General features: G+C 60.3%; 14 protein-coding genes. 4 read left to right on the forward strand and 10 right to left on the reverse strand.

The genetic code is table 11. The features are described from left to right. Positions 1–215: 215 nt before the first annotated feature. Positions 216–653, reverse strand: coding sequence for a DUF5069 domain-containing protein (locus ACILSE_RS03305; protein WP_395715924.1), 438 nt, complete (start codon positions 651–653; stop codon positions 216–218). Positions 654–767: 114 nt separating this feature from the next. Here ACILSE_RS03305 and ACILSE_RS03310 point away from each other — a divergent pair, with 114 nt between their 5' ends. Beyond that, positions 768–1,859 carry a L,D-transpeptidase gene (locus ACILSE_RS03310; RefSeq protein WP_395715925.1) on the forward strand — a complete coding sequence of 364 codons (1,092 nt, stop codon included), beginning with the start codon at positions 768–770 and terminating at the stop codon, positions 1,857–1,859. 91 nt (positions 1,860–1,950) lie between these two features. Here ACILSE_RS03310 and ACILSE_RS03315 read toward each other — a convergent pair whose 3' ends face one another. Both ACILSE_RS03315 and ACILSE_RS03320 read right to left on the reverse strand, forming a co-directional pair. Next, positions 1,951–3,009, reverse strand: a complete 1,059-nt coding sequence (locus ACILSE_RS03315) for an NAD(P)-dependent alcohol dehydrogenase (protein WP_395715926.1) — start codon at positions 3,007–3,009, stop codon at positions 1,951–1,953. Positions 3,010–3,080: 71 nt separating this feature from the next. Beyond that, on the reverse strand, positions 3,081–3,668 hold the full coding sequence (locus ACILSE_RS03320) for a DinB family protein (RefSeq protein ID WP_395715927.1): 588 nt from the start codon (positions 3,666–3,668) through the stop codon (positions 3,081–3,083). Positions 3,669–3,759: 91 nt separating this feature from the next. Between ACILSE_RS03320 and ACILSE_RS03325 the strand changes: the two genes are divergently transcribed. Then, the gene (locus ACILSE_RS03325) at positions 3,760–4,122 is read left to right on the forward strand and encodes a winged helix-turn-helix transcriptional regulator (RefSeq protein ID WP_395715928.1); all 363 of its coding nucleotides are present in this window, start codon (positions 3,760–3,762) and stop codon (positions 4,120–4,122) included. Positions 4,123–4,149: 27 nt separating this feature from the next. Here the strand turns inward: ACILSE_RS03325 and ACILSE_RS03330 are convergent, their stop codons facing one another. From ACILSE_RS03330 to ACILSE_RS03360, 7 genes are read right to left on the reverse strand one after another with little or no spacing between them, the layout of a single operon-like run. Further along, positions 4,150–6,192 carry an FAD-dependent oxidoreductase gene (locus ACILSE_RS03330; RefSeq protein WP_395715929.1) on the reverse strand — a complete coding sequence of 681 codons (2,043 nt, stop codon included), beginning with the start codon at positions 6,190–6,192 and terminating at the stop codon, positions 4,150–4,152. A gap of 36 nt (positions 6,193–6,228) precedes the next feature. After that, the gene (locus ACILSE_RS03335; protein ID WP_395715930.1) at positions 6,229–6,471 is read right to left on the reverse strand and encodes a hypothetical protein; all 243 of its coding nucleotides are present in this window, start codon (positions 6,469–6,471) and stop codon (positions 6,229–6,231) included. A gap of 12 nt (positions 6,472–6,483) precedes the next feature. After that, the gene (locus tag ACILSE_RS03340) at positions 6,484–6,888 is read right to left on the reverse strand and encodes a YlbF family regulator (protein ID WP_395715931.1); all 405 of its coding nucleotides are present in this window, start codon (positions 6,886–6,888) and stop codon (positions 6,484–6,486) included. A 54-nt stretch (positions 6,889–6,942) separates the two neighbouring features. Then, positions 6,943–7,656 (reverse strand): HpcH/HpaI aldolase/citrate lyase family protein, encoded by a 714-nt coding sequence (locus ACILSE_RS03345; protein WP_395715932.1) that lies wholly within the window; start codon positions 7,654–7,656, stop codon positions 6,943–6,945. Further along, a complete protein-coding gene (locus ACILSE_RS03350; protein ID WP_395715933.1) occupies positions 7,653–8,708 on the reverse strand; it encodes a phosphotransferase family protein in 1,056 nt (351 codons plus the stop codon). The genes ACILSE_RS03345 and ACILSE_RS03350 overlap by 4 nt, the downstream gene beginning before the upstream one ends. After that, positions 8,705–9,637 (reverse strand): bile acid:sodium symporter family protein, encoded by a 933-nt coding sequence (locus ACILSE_RS03355; protein ID WP_395715934.1) that lies wholly within the window; start codon positions 9,635–9,637, stop codon positions 8,705–8,707. The genes ACILSE_RS03350 and ACILSE_RS03355 overlap by 4 nt, the downstream gene beginning before the upstream one ends. Before the next feature lie 4 nt (positions 9,638–9,641). Further along, positions 9,642–14,939: a sialidase family protein gene (locus ACILSE_RS03360; protein ID WP_395715935.1), complete on the reverse strand. Its 5,298-nt coding sequence runs from the start codon at positions 14,937–14,939 to the stop codon at positions 9,642–9,644. 143 nt (positions 14,940–15,082) lie between these two features. Between ACILSE_RS03360 and ACILSE_RS03365 the strand changes: the two genes are divergently transcribed. Together ACILSE_RS03365 and ACILSE_RS03370 are read left to right on the forward strand one after the other, a co-directional pair. Next, positions 15,083–16,123: a LacI family DNA-binding transcriptional regulator gene (locus ACILSE_RS03365; protein WP_395715936.1), complete on the forward strand. Its 1,041-nt coding sequence runs from the start codon at positions 15,083–15,085 to the stop codon at positions 16,121–16,123. A gap of 47 nt (positions 16,124–16,170) precedes the next feature. Next, entirely contained in the window at positions 16,171–17,010 is an 840-nt protein-coding gene (locus tag ACILSE_RS03370) for a glycosyl hydrolase (RefSeq protein WP_395715937.1), read from the forward strand.

Below are 17,010 nucleotides of genomic sequence, written 5' to 3' on the forward strand. Positions count from 1 at the left end.
CTTGATCTTCGTTTAAGGCTTTGGTTGCCAGCCGAAGCCATTTCCTTTAACGACGAACAAGGACCTCCGCCCAAACAAGCGTGCCGGGAACCACGCCCTGCAGCAGCCAGCGCCGCGTGTTCTGATTCCCGTTCACCGATGTGGCGTGACACGACTGCCCGCGCCGTTCATCAGCAGCGCCGCAAAGAATCGAACTTGCAGACCCCGGCGCTCATTCAAGGCAGCCTTCCCTCATCCACATCAATGTAATGCGCGATCGTCTGGATGTCCTCGCGATCACCGAGGCCGCCGTCGGCCTTACGTTTCGCCAGGATGGCCGTGATGTGGTCGTTCCAGCCGAGCGTTTTGACGTAATGATTCCAGATGAGTTTCTCGTTGTCGTTCAGCACACGGCTGCGCTGCTGGCACCATTGAAGAATCTCCTCATCGGTCCCGCCTTGCAGGACGCGGGCTTTCAAATCGTCGTAGTTGATGTGCAAAAAGTCCACCAGAGCTCCGTCGCTGCCTTTGCCGAGGTTTGCGTGCAGATCCTCCCAGAGTTTGCCAGCGGCATGCAGGCGGATCTTGGCGATCATGCGCGGGAAGTATTTCAGGCCGGCGGTCTCTTCGAGAGGACTGCACGGCAACGTGGCGGGATCGGGTTTGGCGGGCATGCGGCAAGCCTTGGGCGCTCCACCGCTTTTTGTCAACGCGACGCGAAGGATGAAAACGGCACGCTGCTTGCGAGAAATAATCTCTGACCTACCATCTCACCACCCGGTTTTGACATGTTCTCTTCAATAAAACCACTGCTTCACAAGCTGTCTCTTGTTTTGCTCACCCTCGTGTCCGCGGCCGCGACTGAGACCGGCGACAAGCCATCGCTTCCCAAGGCTCCCGAGCCCATCGAGTCCATCCTCCGTCTGCAAATCTTCCTCGATTCGAAGCTCTTCGGTCCCGGCAAGGTGGATGGCAGGCCCGGCGAATTCACCACAAAGGCTCTGAAGCGTTACCAGGCGGCGAACGGGCTGCCTCAGACCGAGGTGGAGAATCACTCGCTCGATCTTTCATCCATCACCGACCTCTTCACCACCTACACGATCCGTGAGGAGGATCTGAAGTTCGTCGGCGATGTGCCGACAAAGCCCTCGTTGCAGAGCAGGAAGAAGTACCTGCCCTACGACTCACTGCTGGAATTCCTCACGGAGCGTTTTCATACATCGCCGGAGCTGGTCGAGTGGCTGAACATGCCGGCGAAGATGAGCGCGCTCAAAGCGGGTGATGTGGTGAAGGTGCCGAACGTTGCGGAGCCGTTTCTCATTGAATCCCTCGAACCCATCCCGAGCCTGCCCGAGGTGCCGGAGTTTCAGGCCGCACGCGTCATCAAGATCAACACCATCGAGAAACTCCTCGGTGTGCATGAGGGAGGCAAACTGCTTGCCAGCCTGCCCATTACGCCGGGCAGTGGTCATCTCGCCACACCGCCCGGCACCTGGCGCATACTCTGCATCGCGCAAATGCCGACGTTTCGCTGGGACAACAGCGTGCTGAACTACGGCGTTCGCAGCAACAACGCTTATGAACTGCCTATCGGCCCGAACAACCCGGTTGGAGTCATGTGGATCGGTCTCAGCAAGCCGGGCATCGGCATCCACGGCACGAATTCACCGCAAAACATCGGCCGCACCTCCAGCCATGGCTGCATGCGCACGGCCAACTGGGATGTCGTGCGCCTCGTGAGGCACATCAGCAAGGGCATGACCGTCATCATCGAAGGCCCGAAGGCCGAGCCCAGGCCTGTCGTGGTCAAGAAAGCCCTTCCGCCGCCCCCACCTCCACCACCGCCGAAGAGGTGGTATCAGTTCTGGAAGAAGAGCTGACGCTCACTGCCACGCGAAAGCCTTCTCGCGCTACCACTCCACTCATTGCCTTTGAACGTGAGACTGCGCCTGAAATTCTTTTTGCCGGACTTTAACCGTTCTTCAGCGAGGCCATGTCGATGGAGAAACGATACTTTACATCGGACTTCAGCAGGCGTTCGTAGGCCTCATTGATCTGCTGGATGGCGATGATTTCGACATCGGAGACGATTTGGTTTGCGCCGCAGAAATCGAGCATCTCCTGCGTCTCGGCGAGGCCGCCGATGAGCGAGCCCGCGAGGCGTTTGCGGCCAAAAAGCAGGCCGAACGCGGAGACGGGCATCGGTTTATCCGGTGCGCCGACGAGGGTGAGCGTGCCGTCGGTGACGAGGAGGTTGAGGTAGGCGTTGATGTCGTGATCGGCGGAGACGGTGTCGAGGATGAAGTCGAAGCTGCCAGCGTGCTTTTGCATCTCGTTCGCGTCGCGGGTGAGGATGACCTCATCGGCGCCGAGGCGCAGCGCGTCGTCTTTTTTGCTGGCGGAGGTGGTGAGCACGACGGTGTGGGCACCGAAGGCATGCGCAAACTTCACGCCCATGTGACCGAGGCCGCCGAGACCGATTACGCCGACTTTTTTGCCCTTCACATCACCCCAGCGGCGGATGGGTGAGTAGGTGGTGATGCCGGCGCAGAGCAGCGGGGCAACTCCGGCGAGGCTGAGGTTCGCGGGCACTTTGAGCGTGAAGTGCTCGTCCACGACGATGCTCGTCGAATAGCCGCCGTAGGTCACGGGCGCGGTGCCGTGCTTGTCGGGCGAGTTGTAGGTGAAAATGGCGTGCGGGCAGAACTGCTCGAGGTTCGCGGCGCAGCTCGGGCATTTTTGATCCGAATCGACGAGGCATCCGACGCCCACGATGTCTCCGACTTGGTGCTTCGTGACGGCAGAGCCGATCTTTGTCACGCGGCCGACGATTTCATGTCCCGGCACGCAGGGATAGGTGGTGGGCACGGCGCTCCATTCGTTGCGGACCTGATGCAGATCCGAATGGCAGACACCACAGTAAAGGATGTCGATCTCCACATCGCGCTCGGTCGGTTCTCGGCGTGGAATGCTGGTGGAGGCCAGGACTGACGTGGGACTGGAGGCGGCGAAGGCTTTGGCGTTGGGCATGATGGATGAGAAGTGTGTGTATCGATTAATGTTACGGCTTACGCCGTCGCAACAACGGATTCGCCGAAGAATCATCGGCCGGGCAATGCGGCGGTGATTTTCGCGATCTGCTGCCGGTGGATGCCCATGTGTGTGGCGGTGAGCGCGTGCCAGCCTGCGGCATCGAGCGGGCCAAACCAAGGATGCGGATAGCGTGCGGCCGTTTTCAGCTCCGGCACGGCGGCGACTGCGGCCAGCAACTGATCGCACGAAGCCTCAAATGCCGCCTCGACCTCGGCGGTCACATCGCTGCGAGGCTTCACATCGGCCGTGCTGGCCTGTTTTTGCGGCACCTTTGCTTGTGCGAGCGAGGTGATGATCATGGCGAAGATCGAGTTCGTGATGCGCAGGTGCTCCAAGGTCATCCAGACCGACCAGAAGCGGCTGCTGTCCTCCAGACCGCGAAGGCGTGGGATGAGCACCTGCTCGCCGCGTCGTGCCGGATCGCAAGTGGCGAGTAATTCCCGGATGGCGGCGCGCTCCTGCTCAAAGCGGGCCGTGAAGGCCTCTCGAGTGCCAAAGCGCCGCCTCAGGCCGAAGAGGACTCGGGCGCTCCAAAGCTCAGGTCCGGGCAAACCGGCTCCAGGAGGTGCCAAAGTGGGTGCAGCGGGGGAGTTCATGTCAGGTGATGATTCCAAAACGATTGCAAAACGCAAGTGTTAAGGCTTTTGAAATGCAAGTGATTCTGGCGCATGGTTTTGCATGCCGAAAATGTCCTCCACGAAGTCTGCCAAAGCCGCTCCACGCCGCTCGCCCTGTCCGGTCGCCTGTGCGCTGGACTTGTTTGGCGACAAATGGACGCTGCTCATCATCCGCGACCTCGTGCTCGGTCGCAGCCGGTTTAAAGACTTTGTGGAGTCGCCCGAAGGCATCCCGACGAACATCCTCAGCGACCGCTTGGAGCGCCTGCGTGATGGCGGCATCGTGCAGCGCATTCCCGCCGCCGAAGGCAGCAAGCGCCTCGCTTATGAACTCACGGACAAAGGCCGCGCTTTGCGCCCGGTGCTCCGCTCCATCCGCGATTGGGGCCTGAAATGGGAGCCTGGGACCCGTGTCGGAATGGAAAGCCTGTGAAACACATGGTTGCAGGGCGTTGCGTCTTTAAGGTGCCGCCAAAAGCTGCAACGCATCCAGGATCACAAAACCGTCTGTTTCTCGGTTTCGGAGTGTGATGGTCGTTTCGAGGTCTTTTTGGAGTTCGACCTTGCCGATGCTGCGGAAGGCTTCACCGGCCGGAAGTGGCTGCGTTTGATCGACGAGCAGTTCGATGGCCTTTTCGCCGTTCTGGATCGTCAGCGGCACTTTCGTGGCTCGCGTCTCATGCGCGGAATAGGCCATGCGGAGGTCGTAGCGACCACTTTTCGGCACTTTGACACGGAAGACGGCCACGGACTCGCCATCGCCGCGTTTGTCATCGTGGAGATAACCCGTGCCGATGTGCGGTTTGAAGTTTGAGGAGCGGCTCCATGCGCCCTTCAGCTCCGCCTGCGCATCATCGAGCACGATGCCCGGCAGTGTCTTGGGATCGATGCTCATCGCGCCTTTGGGTTCAGCAGGCGCTTTGGCGAGCACCGGCAGGTCGAGCACCTGCTTCTGCGCTAGCAGACGCTCACGCAGCGCGGGATACGGCAGCTTTTGCACGTCGAGGCCTTGTTTGGCACTCAAAGCAGCGGCGATGCCCGCACTTTGACCGAGGATCATCCACGTCGGCTCCACGCGGATCGACGACATGCCGACATGCGTGCAGGACAGCGCCACGGGCACGAGCAAGTTCGTGCATTCGGCGGCTTTCGGCGTGATGGCGCGATACGGGATGTGATACGGATAGCCGTGCTTCCTACCCGCCATGCGCACCGGCATGATGGTGCCCTCATCGACAACGAACTCATCCGTGCCGACACGCTGGCAGTCATGCGAGTCGATGGGAAAGGACGACACGACGATGACATCCTCCTTCTTCGGCTGCTCCATGATGTCCTTTTGCGAAACAACGTATTCGCCGATCATGCGGCGACCCTCGCGCACATAAAGCTGCGGCGACCAGTGGTCGTAGTCCGCGAACTCATCGCGACACAGTCCCAACTCGCTCATCTCTTTCCGAATCGCCGCTGGCACCGCGTTGTCGGTGGTGAGGAAGTGATAAAACTCCAGCGTGTATTGCTTGTGCGCCTCCCAGATGGCCGTGCGACCCGCTTCATCCGCCTCGCTCCAGCCATTGCAGGCACCGACGAGGCCCATGGAGAACTGTTTCCCGATGCCGTTGTTCGCGTCGAACTTGTTCCCCGGCAGCGGATACAGATCCCATGGCAAAATCGGGCGCTTTTCCTTCGCGAAGTAGCGTCGCACGACCTCAAAGCGAGCTGGATCATACTTCGTCGGCTTCGGAAACGGCACGCGATTCGCCGCGTCCTTCGTCACGCAGAGGCGAAAGCTATAGACCATCACATTCTTGTCGCCTGCGTCCTCCGGTCCCGCATCGGTCGTCGTGATCAGCGGCAGCGGCTTCCCATCGGCTCCGAGGCCGGAAATCTTCATCTTCGCCTTCGGATACTGCTTCCCCGCCAGCGACTCGCCGAACTCCTTCCGCCCCTCGCGACCAATCGTCCAGCTCACACCCGCCTCCGCCATCAAATCGCCCTCGTAAGTGCCGTCGATGAACGTTTTGGCCTCGAACTCGCCCGCAGTGGTGATGAGCTTCGTGATGCGCGTGCCGTCTTTGATCACCGACTTCAGCACCTGCCGCGTCATCACCTTCACACCCGCCTCATCGAGCATCGCCTGCGTGATCTTCGCCGCCACATGCGGCTCGTAGGTCCAGTGCGTGTGATCCTTCTCCCTCACCTTGTAAGGCAGCGCGACACCGCGCTGCTGGTAGTCCTTCTCCACCCGCGCGTGCCACTCCTCAAAAAGCCCCATCACCGTGCTGCGCACCGTTTGATTCGAATCCGAGAAGCACAGCCCGCCCGTGTTCACCCCACCGACATGCCCCGTCGGTTCCATCAGCACCACCGAGGCGCCTTCACGCGCCGCCGCGATGGCCGCACAGAATCCACCCGGCGTGGCTCCATAAACGATCACATCCGCCTGTGTAGCGGCGTGATTGGGGAAGGCGAGGAGAAGGAAGCAGCCAATGAAACGCGTCATGGCTCCAGTAGGTCATGAAAACCGCGATTTGGACAGTCATTTCACCAGCGCCTTGCCCACTGCCTTCGCTTTGTCCACATTCACTTGCAATAACGCGCCACCAATGACGAGCGGCTGATGAATCAGCGTGCGCTCTCCTGATTTGGCCGGAACGCTGAAGTAGTGCGTCCCATTGGCGGAGAAGCTGTTGCCGATCGTCAGCAGGCGAATCGTTTTAGGCTCGCCCGCGGAGGACGAGCCCCAAAACAACAGCGACAGTAACAGGACGACCGTCTTCATGACTGGCGCTGATCAATGGCAGCCGCAGCCTTCACCGCAGCCGCCCTTCTTCACCATTTCCTCTGGCGAAGGCACGCGGCCGCTTTCGAGGCTCTTGCCGACAAACGCGTTCACTGCCTCAGCAACGCTGCTGAGCACGTTCTGCGCAGTGAGGAAGCCGGAGATGACCGGATTCGACTCGCAGCGGTCCTGTAGGGCATTGAAGCGCGTGATCTCCTCCGCAGTCGGCTCTTCATCGTGATGCTGCTTTTGATGCAGCGCACGGCCGAGCGTGGCCATCTCGCGATACAGTGACATGGCGGATTCATCTGCAAGGAAGGTCTCGGCCTGGAGGCGGGCGTTTTTCACATCACCATCGGCCACGAGGGCTTCACAGAGCTCGATGATCTTGGACTGGATGAGGGGGGAGGCGGTCATGGGGCCGCGAGAGTAGGCCGAAATTGCCCATGAACAGGAAAAAGTGCGTCTTTTTCACCAACTCCGAGCCATCTCGTGGTTCCGCTTGAAGCCCTCGCGCACGAGCGAGAGGTCGGAATCCATCGCGATCCATGTGAGACCGAGCGCCTTGAGTTTTTCCTTGTCGTCCGCATGACGAACGAGGATACCGCACCCCTTGCCGTGATCTTTGGCTGCCTTCACGACGGCATCAAGACACTCGTCGTAACTGCGTGGCGACTTCCGCGCCTTCAAATCATAGCTCAAATCGGCCGGACCGATGAACAAGGCATCTATACCGTCCACAGCGGCGATCGCCTCCGCATTCGAAACACCTTCCGCGGTCTCGATTTGCGCGAGGATGATCGGTTTCGGCATTTCATCACCCGGAAGCCTCATGCCGTATCCATAAGCCCGAACAGTCCGCGAGACACCGCGATGACCCTTCGGCGGATAGGTGGCTGCCTTCACGCAGTGCTCCGCCTGCGCCACGGTATCGACATGCGGCACCATGATGCCATCCGCGCCCCAATCGAGCACGCGACCGATCAAATCGGCATGCGGAGCACTTACGCGGACGATGCCGAGCGTTTGGCTTCCGCGCAGGGCTCGCAGTTGGTTGGGAAGCGCTGCCTCGGACTCACAGCCGTGCTCGAGATCAATCAGCACCCAGTCATAGCCGCATTCCGCAGCGAGTTCCGTGACCGCAGGTGATCCGATGGAGAGAAAGGTGCCGATGTGTGTTTTCATGCTGAGAGAATGTCGAGGCCGCTGCCTTCCCGCAAGCCGCGCAAGGCGGTGGAGAGCTTCGAAAGCGTGATCTGGCGGAGATTTGTGCCGGGCGAATTCAAAAAGAAGCCACCATCACGCTCAAAGTAGCCCGCGCCGACGCGGATCACGGCTTTCACGATCATGTTTCGCAGCAGGTGCAGCCAGAAGCGCCGCACATGCTCCTCCGGCAAGGCGCGAACACTTTCGTAACCCTCGAAGGCTCTTCGCAGAAACGCCGCATCATGGAAGCACGCCAGCAGCGAGAGGTCGTCCATCGAATCGCCAGCAATGCTGTCATCAAAGTCAATGAAGTCATAGATTTCCCGCTCGGTGCCCAGTATGTTCCAAAGCGCGAGATCCTTGTGCACGAGGCAGCCGGGAGCGAGTTCGAGCAGTGCGCGGTGGTTTTCGATTTCCGCCTGAATCTCATGCGCATTCGCCAAAAAGCCGCGCTCTGTCAAAAACCGCAGATGCTCATCGAGACGCAGGTGAAAGTAGTCGGCGTAACTCGTTCGATAGCCTCGAAGGTTTTCATCCAGCACCCCGAAGCCCTCAAATGTGATCCCCTGCCACTTCGCCACGGCCACGCCGATCTCGAACGCAATCTTCGGCACCTCCAGCGTCCCTTGCTTGAACCAGTGATTCAAATCCGGCGCGGAAACCCGTTCCAAAGCCTGCCACGCGAACGAAACGCGGCTCCGCGAGGCATCGCACCCAAACACACGCGGCGTGGCCACACCCACCTGACGCACACGATCGAGCAAGGCGGATTCCACCGCCAGATGAGCGTCTTTTTCCGGCCCATTCTCCACGCGGATAAAAAGCGGCTCTCCATCCACATCGGCATTCCAGGTGAGATGATTGCCCTGACCGGCTCCAGGGCTCAAAACGACGTTTTTTGTGTCGAAGTGCCTGCAAAGCTCCTTTTCGACCTGTGCAGCCAAATTTGAATCCGCATCACCACGAACCTGCGTGCCATGAAAGGCCGCTTGGCGATCGCATTTCCAATAGTAAATGTCTTTGCGGCTCATGCGGACGGTGGGCGGCGCTTCCAGATGGCCGCGGCAATGCCTCCGATGATGTTTTGCATCACACCGCTAAAAACACCCGCTGCCGCGGCGAGCGGCATGCTGGCAAAATGAATGCGCGCCAGGGAGGCGGCCATGCCGCCATTCTGCATGCCCACCTCAATGCTGACCGTGCGGGCGATGGACTCCGGATAGCGCAGCATCTTCGGAACGATGTAACCGACGCCAAAGCCCAGCACATGCAGCACGAACGCCGCGAGTGCCAGAACGCCAAAATGCTTCGCAATCGCCTCCGCGCTCGCCGCGACGATGCCACCGGTGACGCACACAAACGCGCTCACCGCGATGGTCGGTCCCGCGGCACCGATGCGATCTGCCGTGCGTGGCAGCTTCCATCGAATCAGAACACCGAGCACCACCGGTGCGACGGTGAGTTGCAGCGCCGATTTGCACAGGCCCCACGCATCCACCGGCACATACTGCCCCGCCAGCGTGCTGGTCCACATCGGCGTGAAAAAGAACGCAAGGATGGTCGAGAACAGTGTCAGCACCACCGACAGCGCCACGTTCGCCCTCGCGAGGTAGCTGATCATGTTCGACGCCATGCCGCCGGGGCAGCTCGCGACCAAGATGATGCCCACCGCGAGTCCTGGCTCCAAACCAAGCATCTTCGCCGTGGCCCAGCCGGCGAGCGGCATGATCGTGTATTGCGCGATGAAGCCCAGCGCGACGCTTCCAGGCATGCGGCCGATCTCTTTGAAGTCCGCGAGGCTCAACGTGAGCCCCATGCCGAGCATCGAGGCCGCGAGCGACCAGAACACCCAGTCCGAATTGAACCACAGCATCACCGGCGGCTTGAAAAACGCGATGACGGCCAGCGTGACGAGCCACACGGGATACAGATTGTTGAACCAGTCGAAGAAGTGCTTCATGAGATCATTTGGAGGTGTCACGCACGCCGTTGAAGGCCGGACCACCCGCGCCGACATAACCGCCGCTGGCTCCGTTTTCATCCGAAGTGACCCAAAAGGCATACAACGAGCCCTTTGTCTGATGGAAGCGGAACTTCACATTCCGTCCGACCATGTCAGACAGGTCCGACGCGTCCGACCATTCCACTTTGAGCTTCGTTTGATCCCCGGAGGCCACTTTGGAGCTTTTCAGCACCCTTCCTGCTTCATCCAGCACTTCCACGCGCACTTCGCCGTGCACGTTCACGAAGAGATTTTTGCCTTTGAACTTCACCGGACGCGTCGTGAGTTCCCCAGGGCCTTCCATCGAGGCAAAGCCATCGCGTCGCAGCGTGGCGAGGCCGATGCTGCCGCCGGTATACATGCCGCGATGTCCGCTCGGCGCGATGCCGCTGGTGCCCATGTAGGGGAAGACGAGTTGGTCATCGAGCACGACAAACACACCCGCCGCGCCATGTAAATAAGCGCGGTCCCATGAACCCTCCGTGCGTGAGCCGACGATGAAGCCACGACGATCCGGGCGATCCCAATGAAAGCCGTCGCGACTGAAGCCAAGTTCGAGATCGACCAGCTTCGGGAACTTGCCCTTGTCGCAAATGCCGTTGTTCGGGCCGCGATGGATGTAGTGCATGCCGACCATGAGACTTTCATACGCCACCGCATTCAGGCTGTATAGCTGCGCAGGCTCCCCGCCGCCTGGATAACGATCTGCGGGCTCAGGGAGGTCGAGTTTGTCTGTGCAGGTCCAAAACACGCTCTTTTTCCAGTCGGCACCTTTGAGGAAGTCATCGCTTTCGTAGTAGTAGCGGCTGCGACCGCGTGAGGTGCCCATCTTGATGCTGAAGACCCACTTTTCGCGGAAGGGATTGTAGAAAAACGAGCAGTAATCATCCGCCTCGATGCTCGTCGTCACCGCATCGGAGAAGGTTTTGCCATCGGAGACGTGCAGCGAGTGCATGAAGCCCTGCGGACGCTGCTCCTTCGGCACGTGCAGCCAGCAGGTGAGGTATTTGATCTGCTCGGCAGGTGATTTGGCATTCAAATCGAGCCACACGCAGTTGTCAGAGCCGCCGGTGACGAGCTTCGGCCCCGTCCAGCGCAGGCCTTCATTCAAAAGCTGGCCTTTGCGCGTCCACGTCTTCATGTCCGGGCTCGTCGCGAGCGACAACGGCCCGCGCCAACCGGCGACATAAAACATCTTGAAGAGCTTTTCTGCCGGATAGTAAAACACACCGCCTTGGCCGGTGAAGGTGGTCGCTTCCTCGCCCTTCTCGCCTTGCGTGGCAGCGCCGAGTTCGCGCTCCGTTTCGGCTTTGAAGACCGGATTGCCCTCGAACTTCTTCGCCTGATGGAAAGTGCGTTTGAGCGTGGTTTTCTCGATGAGGAAATCATCCACAAAGAGCTGCCTGCCGAGGTCGATGGGGATCACTTTGGGCTTCTTCTTCAAATACGGCACCTCCATCACTGCGTCGCTCGGCTCGCGATAGCGAGGTGGCCATTGATCGGGCAGTTCGATGCCGTTGTAGAGCTTCTCGGGCTTCGGGCCGGTGGCTTTGTTGGCCAGCATGAGCAGCTTCGCCTCCTTCGACACGATTTTGCCCGCGAGCAGATCCTCCTCGCGAAACTTTGCCATCAGGATCTCCGCGTCGGTGTGGCGATTCCAATCATAGAGGATGTGGATGAGCCCGTCCGGCGATTCGAAGCCATCGGGATACGACACCGCATTGCGTTCATCGAGCAGCAGACCGCCCTTCCACGTCTGCCCTTCATCCTCGGACAGCCAGGCACTCATGTGCGTGCGCTTTGCCAGGCGCTCCGCTGGCGATCCATTCTTCACCAGCAGGATGCGGCCTGATTTGAGACGACGCAGGAAGAAGCGCGCATTCACATTCTGCACAGTCGCCGCTTGTTTCGGCTCGCTCCACGTTTTGCCGCCATCGGTCGAGAAACTCTCGTGTGGCTGCCCCTTCGTGCGGGCGAGCATCCACAGCCTTCCATCCTTCAGCTCGACCATCATGTGCTCGTCGAACTCCCAATCCGGGAACTGCAAGCTGCCGCGTTGCTTCCACGTCGCGCCTTCGTCGGTCGATTCAAAAACGCGGCAGGTCTTTTGATGCCAGTCCGACACCGGCAGCAGCCACGAGCCATCTTTGAGCACCGTCGGCTTGTTCAGCGTGCAACCTTCCGCAAACATCACCGGCTCGCTCCACACCGGCTCCGCCGCTTCGGGATCATCGCAGCGCATGAACCAGTTCGTGATGCGCTTCTGCGGATCACCGAGCTGCTGATCGAAAAAGAGCCACAGCCGCCCCTTCGGGTCCGTCCAAAGATTCCCCACTAGCGCCCCACTCACCTTCTGCGCCGCCTCCATCCGCGCCCCGACCGCCACGCGTGGCTTCGACCACGTCACGCCATCGTTATCACTCGTCGCCAGCAGGAAATACCCATCCGGCTTGTCCCCCGTGCCTGTCCAGCAGCCCCAGATGCGCCCTTTCGGCGTGCGATCCATCCCGATGATCATCGCGCCGCTTCGTTCGTCGTTTTGAAACTCCGCGCCAGGATTCAGGATGACGGAAGGAGTCAATCCATCCATCTCCTGCACCATCGCACCCTCCGCGAGCACCAGCAGCACCATCTTCTTGAACTGAAGTCGTTCACCGGCCATCACCGCTTTGCGATACAGGCTCACGCGATTCACCTCACCGGCGAAAAACTGCACCTCAGGCACATCCACCTTCGAGAAGCCCACTTTTTGCAGCGCTTCCTCCTGACTGGAGGCCTTCGGCCGGATCGTCGGCGTGAGCGCCAAAAGCGTGCCTGGCTTCGTGACGGTCACATCCGTCTTTTCGATGCTCGTGCGATGAAACGGCAGGTCGCGCACGGCTTCGGGCATTTCGTCGATCGCATACTCGCGATCCGTGAAAAGCTTCACGCCGCGTTTCATGAAGGCGGGCTCGGGTGGTGGTGGGGCGGGCCAGGCGATGCGTTTGTGGCCGGCTTGAGGCTCGAACTGGCCCGTGGACTCCAGTTTGCCGAACATGATGCGGTCGGTGCTGCCGCCGTGGTCGCTTTGGGTGACGGTGAGCCAAAGGGTGCCTTCGTGTTCGTGGAAGGTTGGGTATTGGAATGAGTGCGGCGACTCGAAGCGGTATTTGCGCTGCCAGGTTTTGCCGTCGCGGGAGATGTCCACGTTAAAGACGCTGCGATTGCAGTTCTGGATTTTGGTGTTCTCCTGCCAGCCGAGGTAATAGAGGCCGCCGAAGAGATCGAAGGTCGGCTTGGAGTTCAGGCCGTTGGGCACGAAGGGCTTTGGTTCGGCGACGGTCCATGTTTTGCCGTCGCGGCTGGTGGTAAAGTGGTAGTTGCCCGCGTCGTTGCGCACGATGGCCATCCAGGTGCCGTCGGGCAGGCGGTTCACGGCGGATTCGCTGAGTTGCTGCGCTTGCGGCTCGTTGTAATGGCCGATGACTTCGAAGGTGGCGAAGTCGTCGTGCAGCACGGCGAGGGCGTTTTGTTTGCCGGGGAAGTTGTTGAGCGCGATGTAGCGCTTGCCGTCGAACTCCTTGAACGAATCGAAGATGTAGAGGCCCTGATTCACGGCGGGTCGCTTAAAGCCCAAAGCGGCGGCGTCCGCATGGAAATGACGCGGCTCCATGTCGAAGGTGCCTGCGGCGGTCTTGAGCTTGGCTTTGTGGATGCTGTCCTCAAAGGTCTGCGAGCGCAGGTCAAAGTCGCGATACCAGGTCACGGCCTGTTCTTTGGCCGGCTGGCTGCAAAAGTAGGTGCGCAGCGTGTGCTCGTCCTTGCGGATGATGCGCGGCACAAAGACCTGCGCCTCCGGCAGCGTGATATTGGCGAAGGCCTGGCCCGCTTTGGCCATCGGATGCATTTTTTCGACCTGGAGCGTCTTCAGGTTCACCACCGTCAGCACGCAATACATCGCCACGCCCGCGCCGTGACCGGGTGTCACGTCGTTGTCATGCTCGACGATGTAAGCCCGCTCGCCGACACACACGAACTCCGCATCATGGGCCCCTTTCACCTGCGGTGCCGATACGCGGACGAGCCGCTGCATCACGATGTCGCCCGCAAGCGCGGGGTCCCAATTGGCGGGAAGAAGGCTCTGAGTAGCGGTTGTGGCCTTCTTTGCCAAAGCATCGGTTTCGCTGAGCTTGAAGCGGGTGCTGACGACGCTGCTCTTTTCAGGGCCGGCGGCATACTGGATGTAGGTTGTCGCGATGAGGGTGCCGTCGCCGAGAAGTTCGAGATCGGAGTAGCCGCAGTCGGTGTTGCCAGTGCCTGGCGCATCGGTGGGGCTGCGCTTGGTGTTGTGGAGAAGTTTGATGCGATACTGGCCTTCGCGGCGGTTCACGATGTCATCGAAGGTGCCGACCCATGCGACGTAGTGCCCGTAGGTGGTGCTCGTTTTTGCCATGTCGCGGAAGGCGATGACGAGGCGGCCATCAGGAGCGTGTTTGATGACATGGCGATCCCCGGTGAGCGCGGCGGGGAGTTCCTTGGGCTCACTCCAGGTGCGTGCGTCGTCATTGCTCACCGAATACAGTGAGTGATGCTGGCGCGTGTTTTCGCGCAAGAGCATGACGAGCTGTTTGCCATCATCGGACCGGGTGACGCTCGGCTGTGCCCATTGGCCAGGGACGACAAGGATGACGCGCTCCTTGCTCCACGTCAGGCCGCCATCGAGCGACTCGCTCTGCCACACGACGGGATGTAGATCCTTGGCATTTTTTGGATCGCGACGGTCAGACCACATGATGAGCCGCTTGCCGCCATCGAAGGAGAGAATGCTCTTCGGGGCGACTTCACCGACGAGGCCGAGTTCCTTCATCGGCGACCAAGTTTTGCCAAGGTCCGTGGAAAAGGCGCTCCTGAGATTGCCTGGGAAATCGCAGCCGCCGAAGATGAACAAGCGCTCGACGCCTTGCGGATCGGTGAGGCGGTGGAGCACTGGCGTGGTCATTGTCACAAGCTTCCAGTCCGGCGGCGTGGACAAAGGGGAAGTCCAGGTGAGACCGCCGTCATCGCTGCGGGCGAGCGGTCCGAGGTGTCCCGCGTGATTCATGCACCACGCGGTGAACATCGTCTTTCCATCCGCCATCAACACGGTGTCGCAATGGCCTTGGTATTCCTTTTCCGTGCCACGCGCGATGATGACATGCCGCGCCGCATCACCGGAGATGTCCACGGTCGGGATGGAAATGTCGCGCAAGGTGCCCGGCGTGGGGCCGGCAAAAGTGGGCACGTCTGCGGCATGGAGAAGCGGGCTGCATGAAATCGCGAGAAGGCAGGAAAGTGATCGAAGAGACATGATTCGAGAAAACGGGGCTGGTAGAGGAATTTCGCGGCTTGAATTCCGACATGGCGTGTTATGCTAACACCATACTCATGACCTCCACGCCCACGCTCAAAGACATCGCCCGCACCACCGGGGTATCGATCATGACGGTGTCGCGGGTACTGCGTGGGGCGCCGAAGGTGGCGGCGGCGAAGCGGGAGCTCATTTTGAAGGAGGCAAAGCGTCTCAACTATCAGCCAGACCCTCATTTGATGCGCTTGATGCAGGTGGTGCGCGGGAAGAAGCAAAAGCAGCTGCGGGCGGTGATCGCCGTCATCCGTGAACATGTGCCGCAGGATGGGTTGCTGGGGCCTTCTTATCAGTATGTTCCGATTGAGGACATCCGCCGTCGCGCTCATGGGCATGGTTATGCGGTGGAGGAGTTTTATCTGGGCAAGGACGGCCTCACGCCGAAGAAGCTGCAAAAGATCCTGCACGCACGTGGAATTGAGGGCGTGATCGTTTCGCCGCAGAGCATGACGCTGCCATGCAGCAGGCTCGATTACTCGCCCTTCGCCGCGGTGACGTTTGGCAATGCGATGAGCTCGCCCGCGCTGCACATGTGCGCGGGAAACATGACGCTCGGCATTCACATGGCAGCTGAGCAGCTCGCGGCCCGTGGCTACAAACGCATCGGCGTGGCGGTGACGAAGTGGATCGTGAATCGCTCGCAGTTTGGCTACAGCGGCGGCTTGTTTCACTGGCAGCACAGCCTGCCGGAGGCCGATCGCGTGCCGCTGCTGCTCTTTCCGAGCAACGACATCAGCCAGGGCTTCGACGCCTTCTCCAAATGGATGCGCGAACATCGGCCGGACGCACTCATCACCTTCGACACGCACGTGCCCGGCTGGCTGAAGCGGCTCGGCCTGCGATTCCCGAACAACATCGGTTTCGTGGTGCATGACTGGACACCGAAGATGGAGGGCTTCGCGGGTATCTACCAGCAGCGCGATCATTTGGCGGCTGCGGCGGTCGATTTGGTCGTCACGCAGCTTTCCCAGCATGAACACGGCGTGCCTGCGGTGCCGCGCCAGATCATGATCCCACCGAAATGGATTGAGGGGCCGAGTGTGAGGCCTTTCGGTGGCTGAACATGCTCATTGACCATCGCGCCGCCGTTCTGATACAAACACCGCGCATGATCACTCTCCCCACGCGCCGTCACTTTCTGCATTCAAGCCTCTCGCTTTCCACGCTGCTCCTTTCCGGCGCGGCTCAAGCGCAGTCCGCCAGCAAGAAGGCAGGCAAAAAAGGCTACGCGACCGGCCTGCGCGGCGCGATCACACCGGCCAAGCTCGCCGAGCTGAAGGTGAATTGGATCTACAACTGGACTTCGAAACGTCCCGCTGGTCTGCCGGAGGGCATCGAATGGGTGCCGATGGTCTTCAAAGACAACGAGAATCAGTTCGCCGCGAAAGCCGTCGATGAAATTCGCAGCGATCTTGCCAACAAACCGCCCGCCGTGCTCGGCTTCAACGAACCCGAAGGCAAAGAGCAGGGGAACACGACTGTCGAGCAAGCACTAGCCGTGTGGCCGAAGCTGGAGGAGCTCAACCTACCGCTCGGCAGCCCGGCGGGCGTGCATGCCGACAGCCCTTGGATGCAGGCCTTCATGAAGGAGGCGCTGAAGCGCAAATACCGCATCGATTTCATCACCATCCACTGGTATGGCGGCCCGATCGCATCGCAGCTCACCTCCCACCTCGACAAGATCGCCCGCCTGTATAAGCGGCCGCTGTGGATCACGGAGTTTTGCCCCGCCGACTGGAGTGCGACCAAAACAGGCAAGAACCAGCACGCCGAGAAGGATGTACTGCGCTTCATCAAGGATGCGCTGCCTCGTTTGGAGCGTTCGAACGATGTGGAGCGCTACGCGTGGTTCGGCACCGGTCCGGGAAACACACCCACCGGCTGCTCAGCCCTCTTCGACGCCAGCGGCAGCCTCACCAAGCTGGGCGAGGCTTACGCGGAGGCGTGA

It is taken from the genome of Prosthecobacter sp. (assembly GCF_044236155.1).
GTDB lineage: Bacteria > Verrucomicrobiota > Verrucomicrobiia > Verrucomicrobiales > Verrucomicrobiaceae > Prosthecobacter.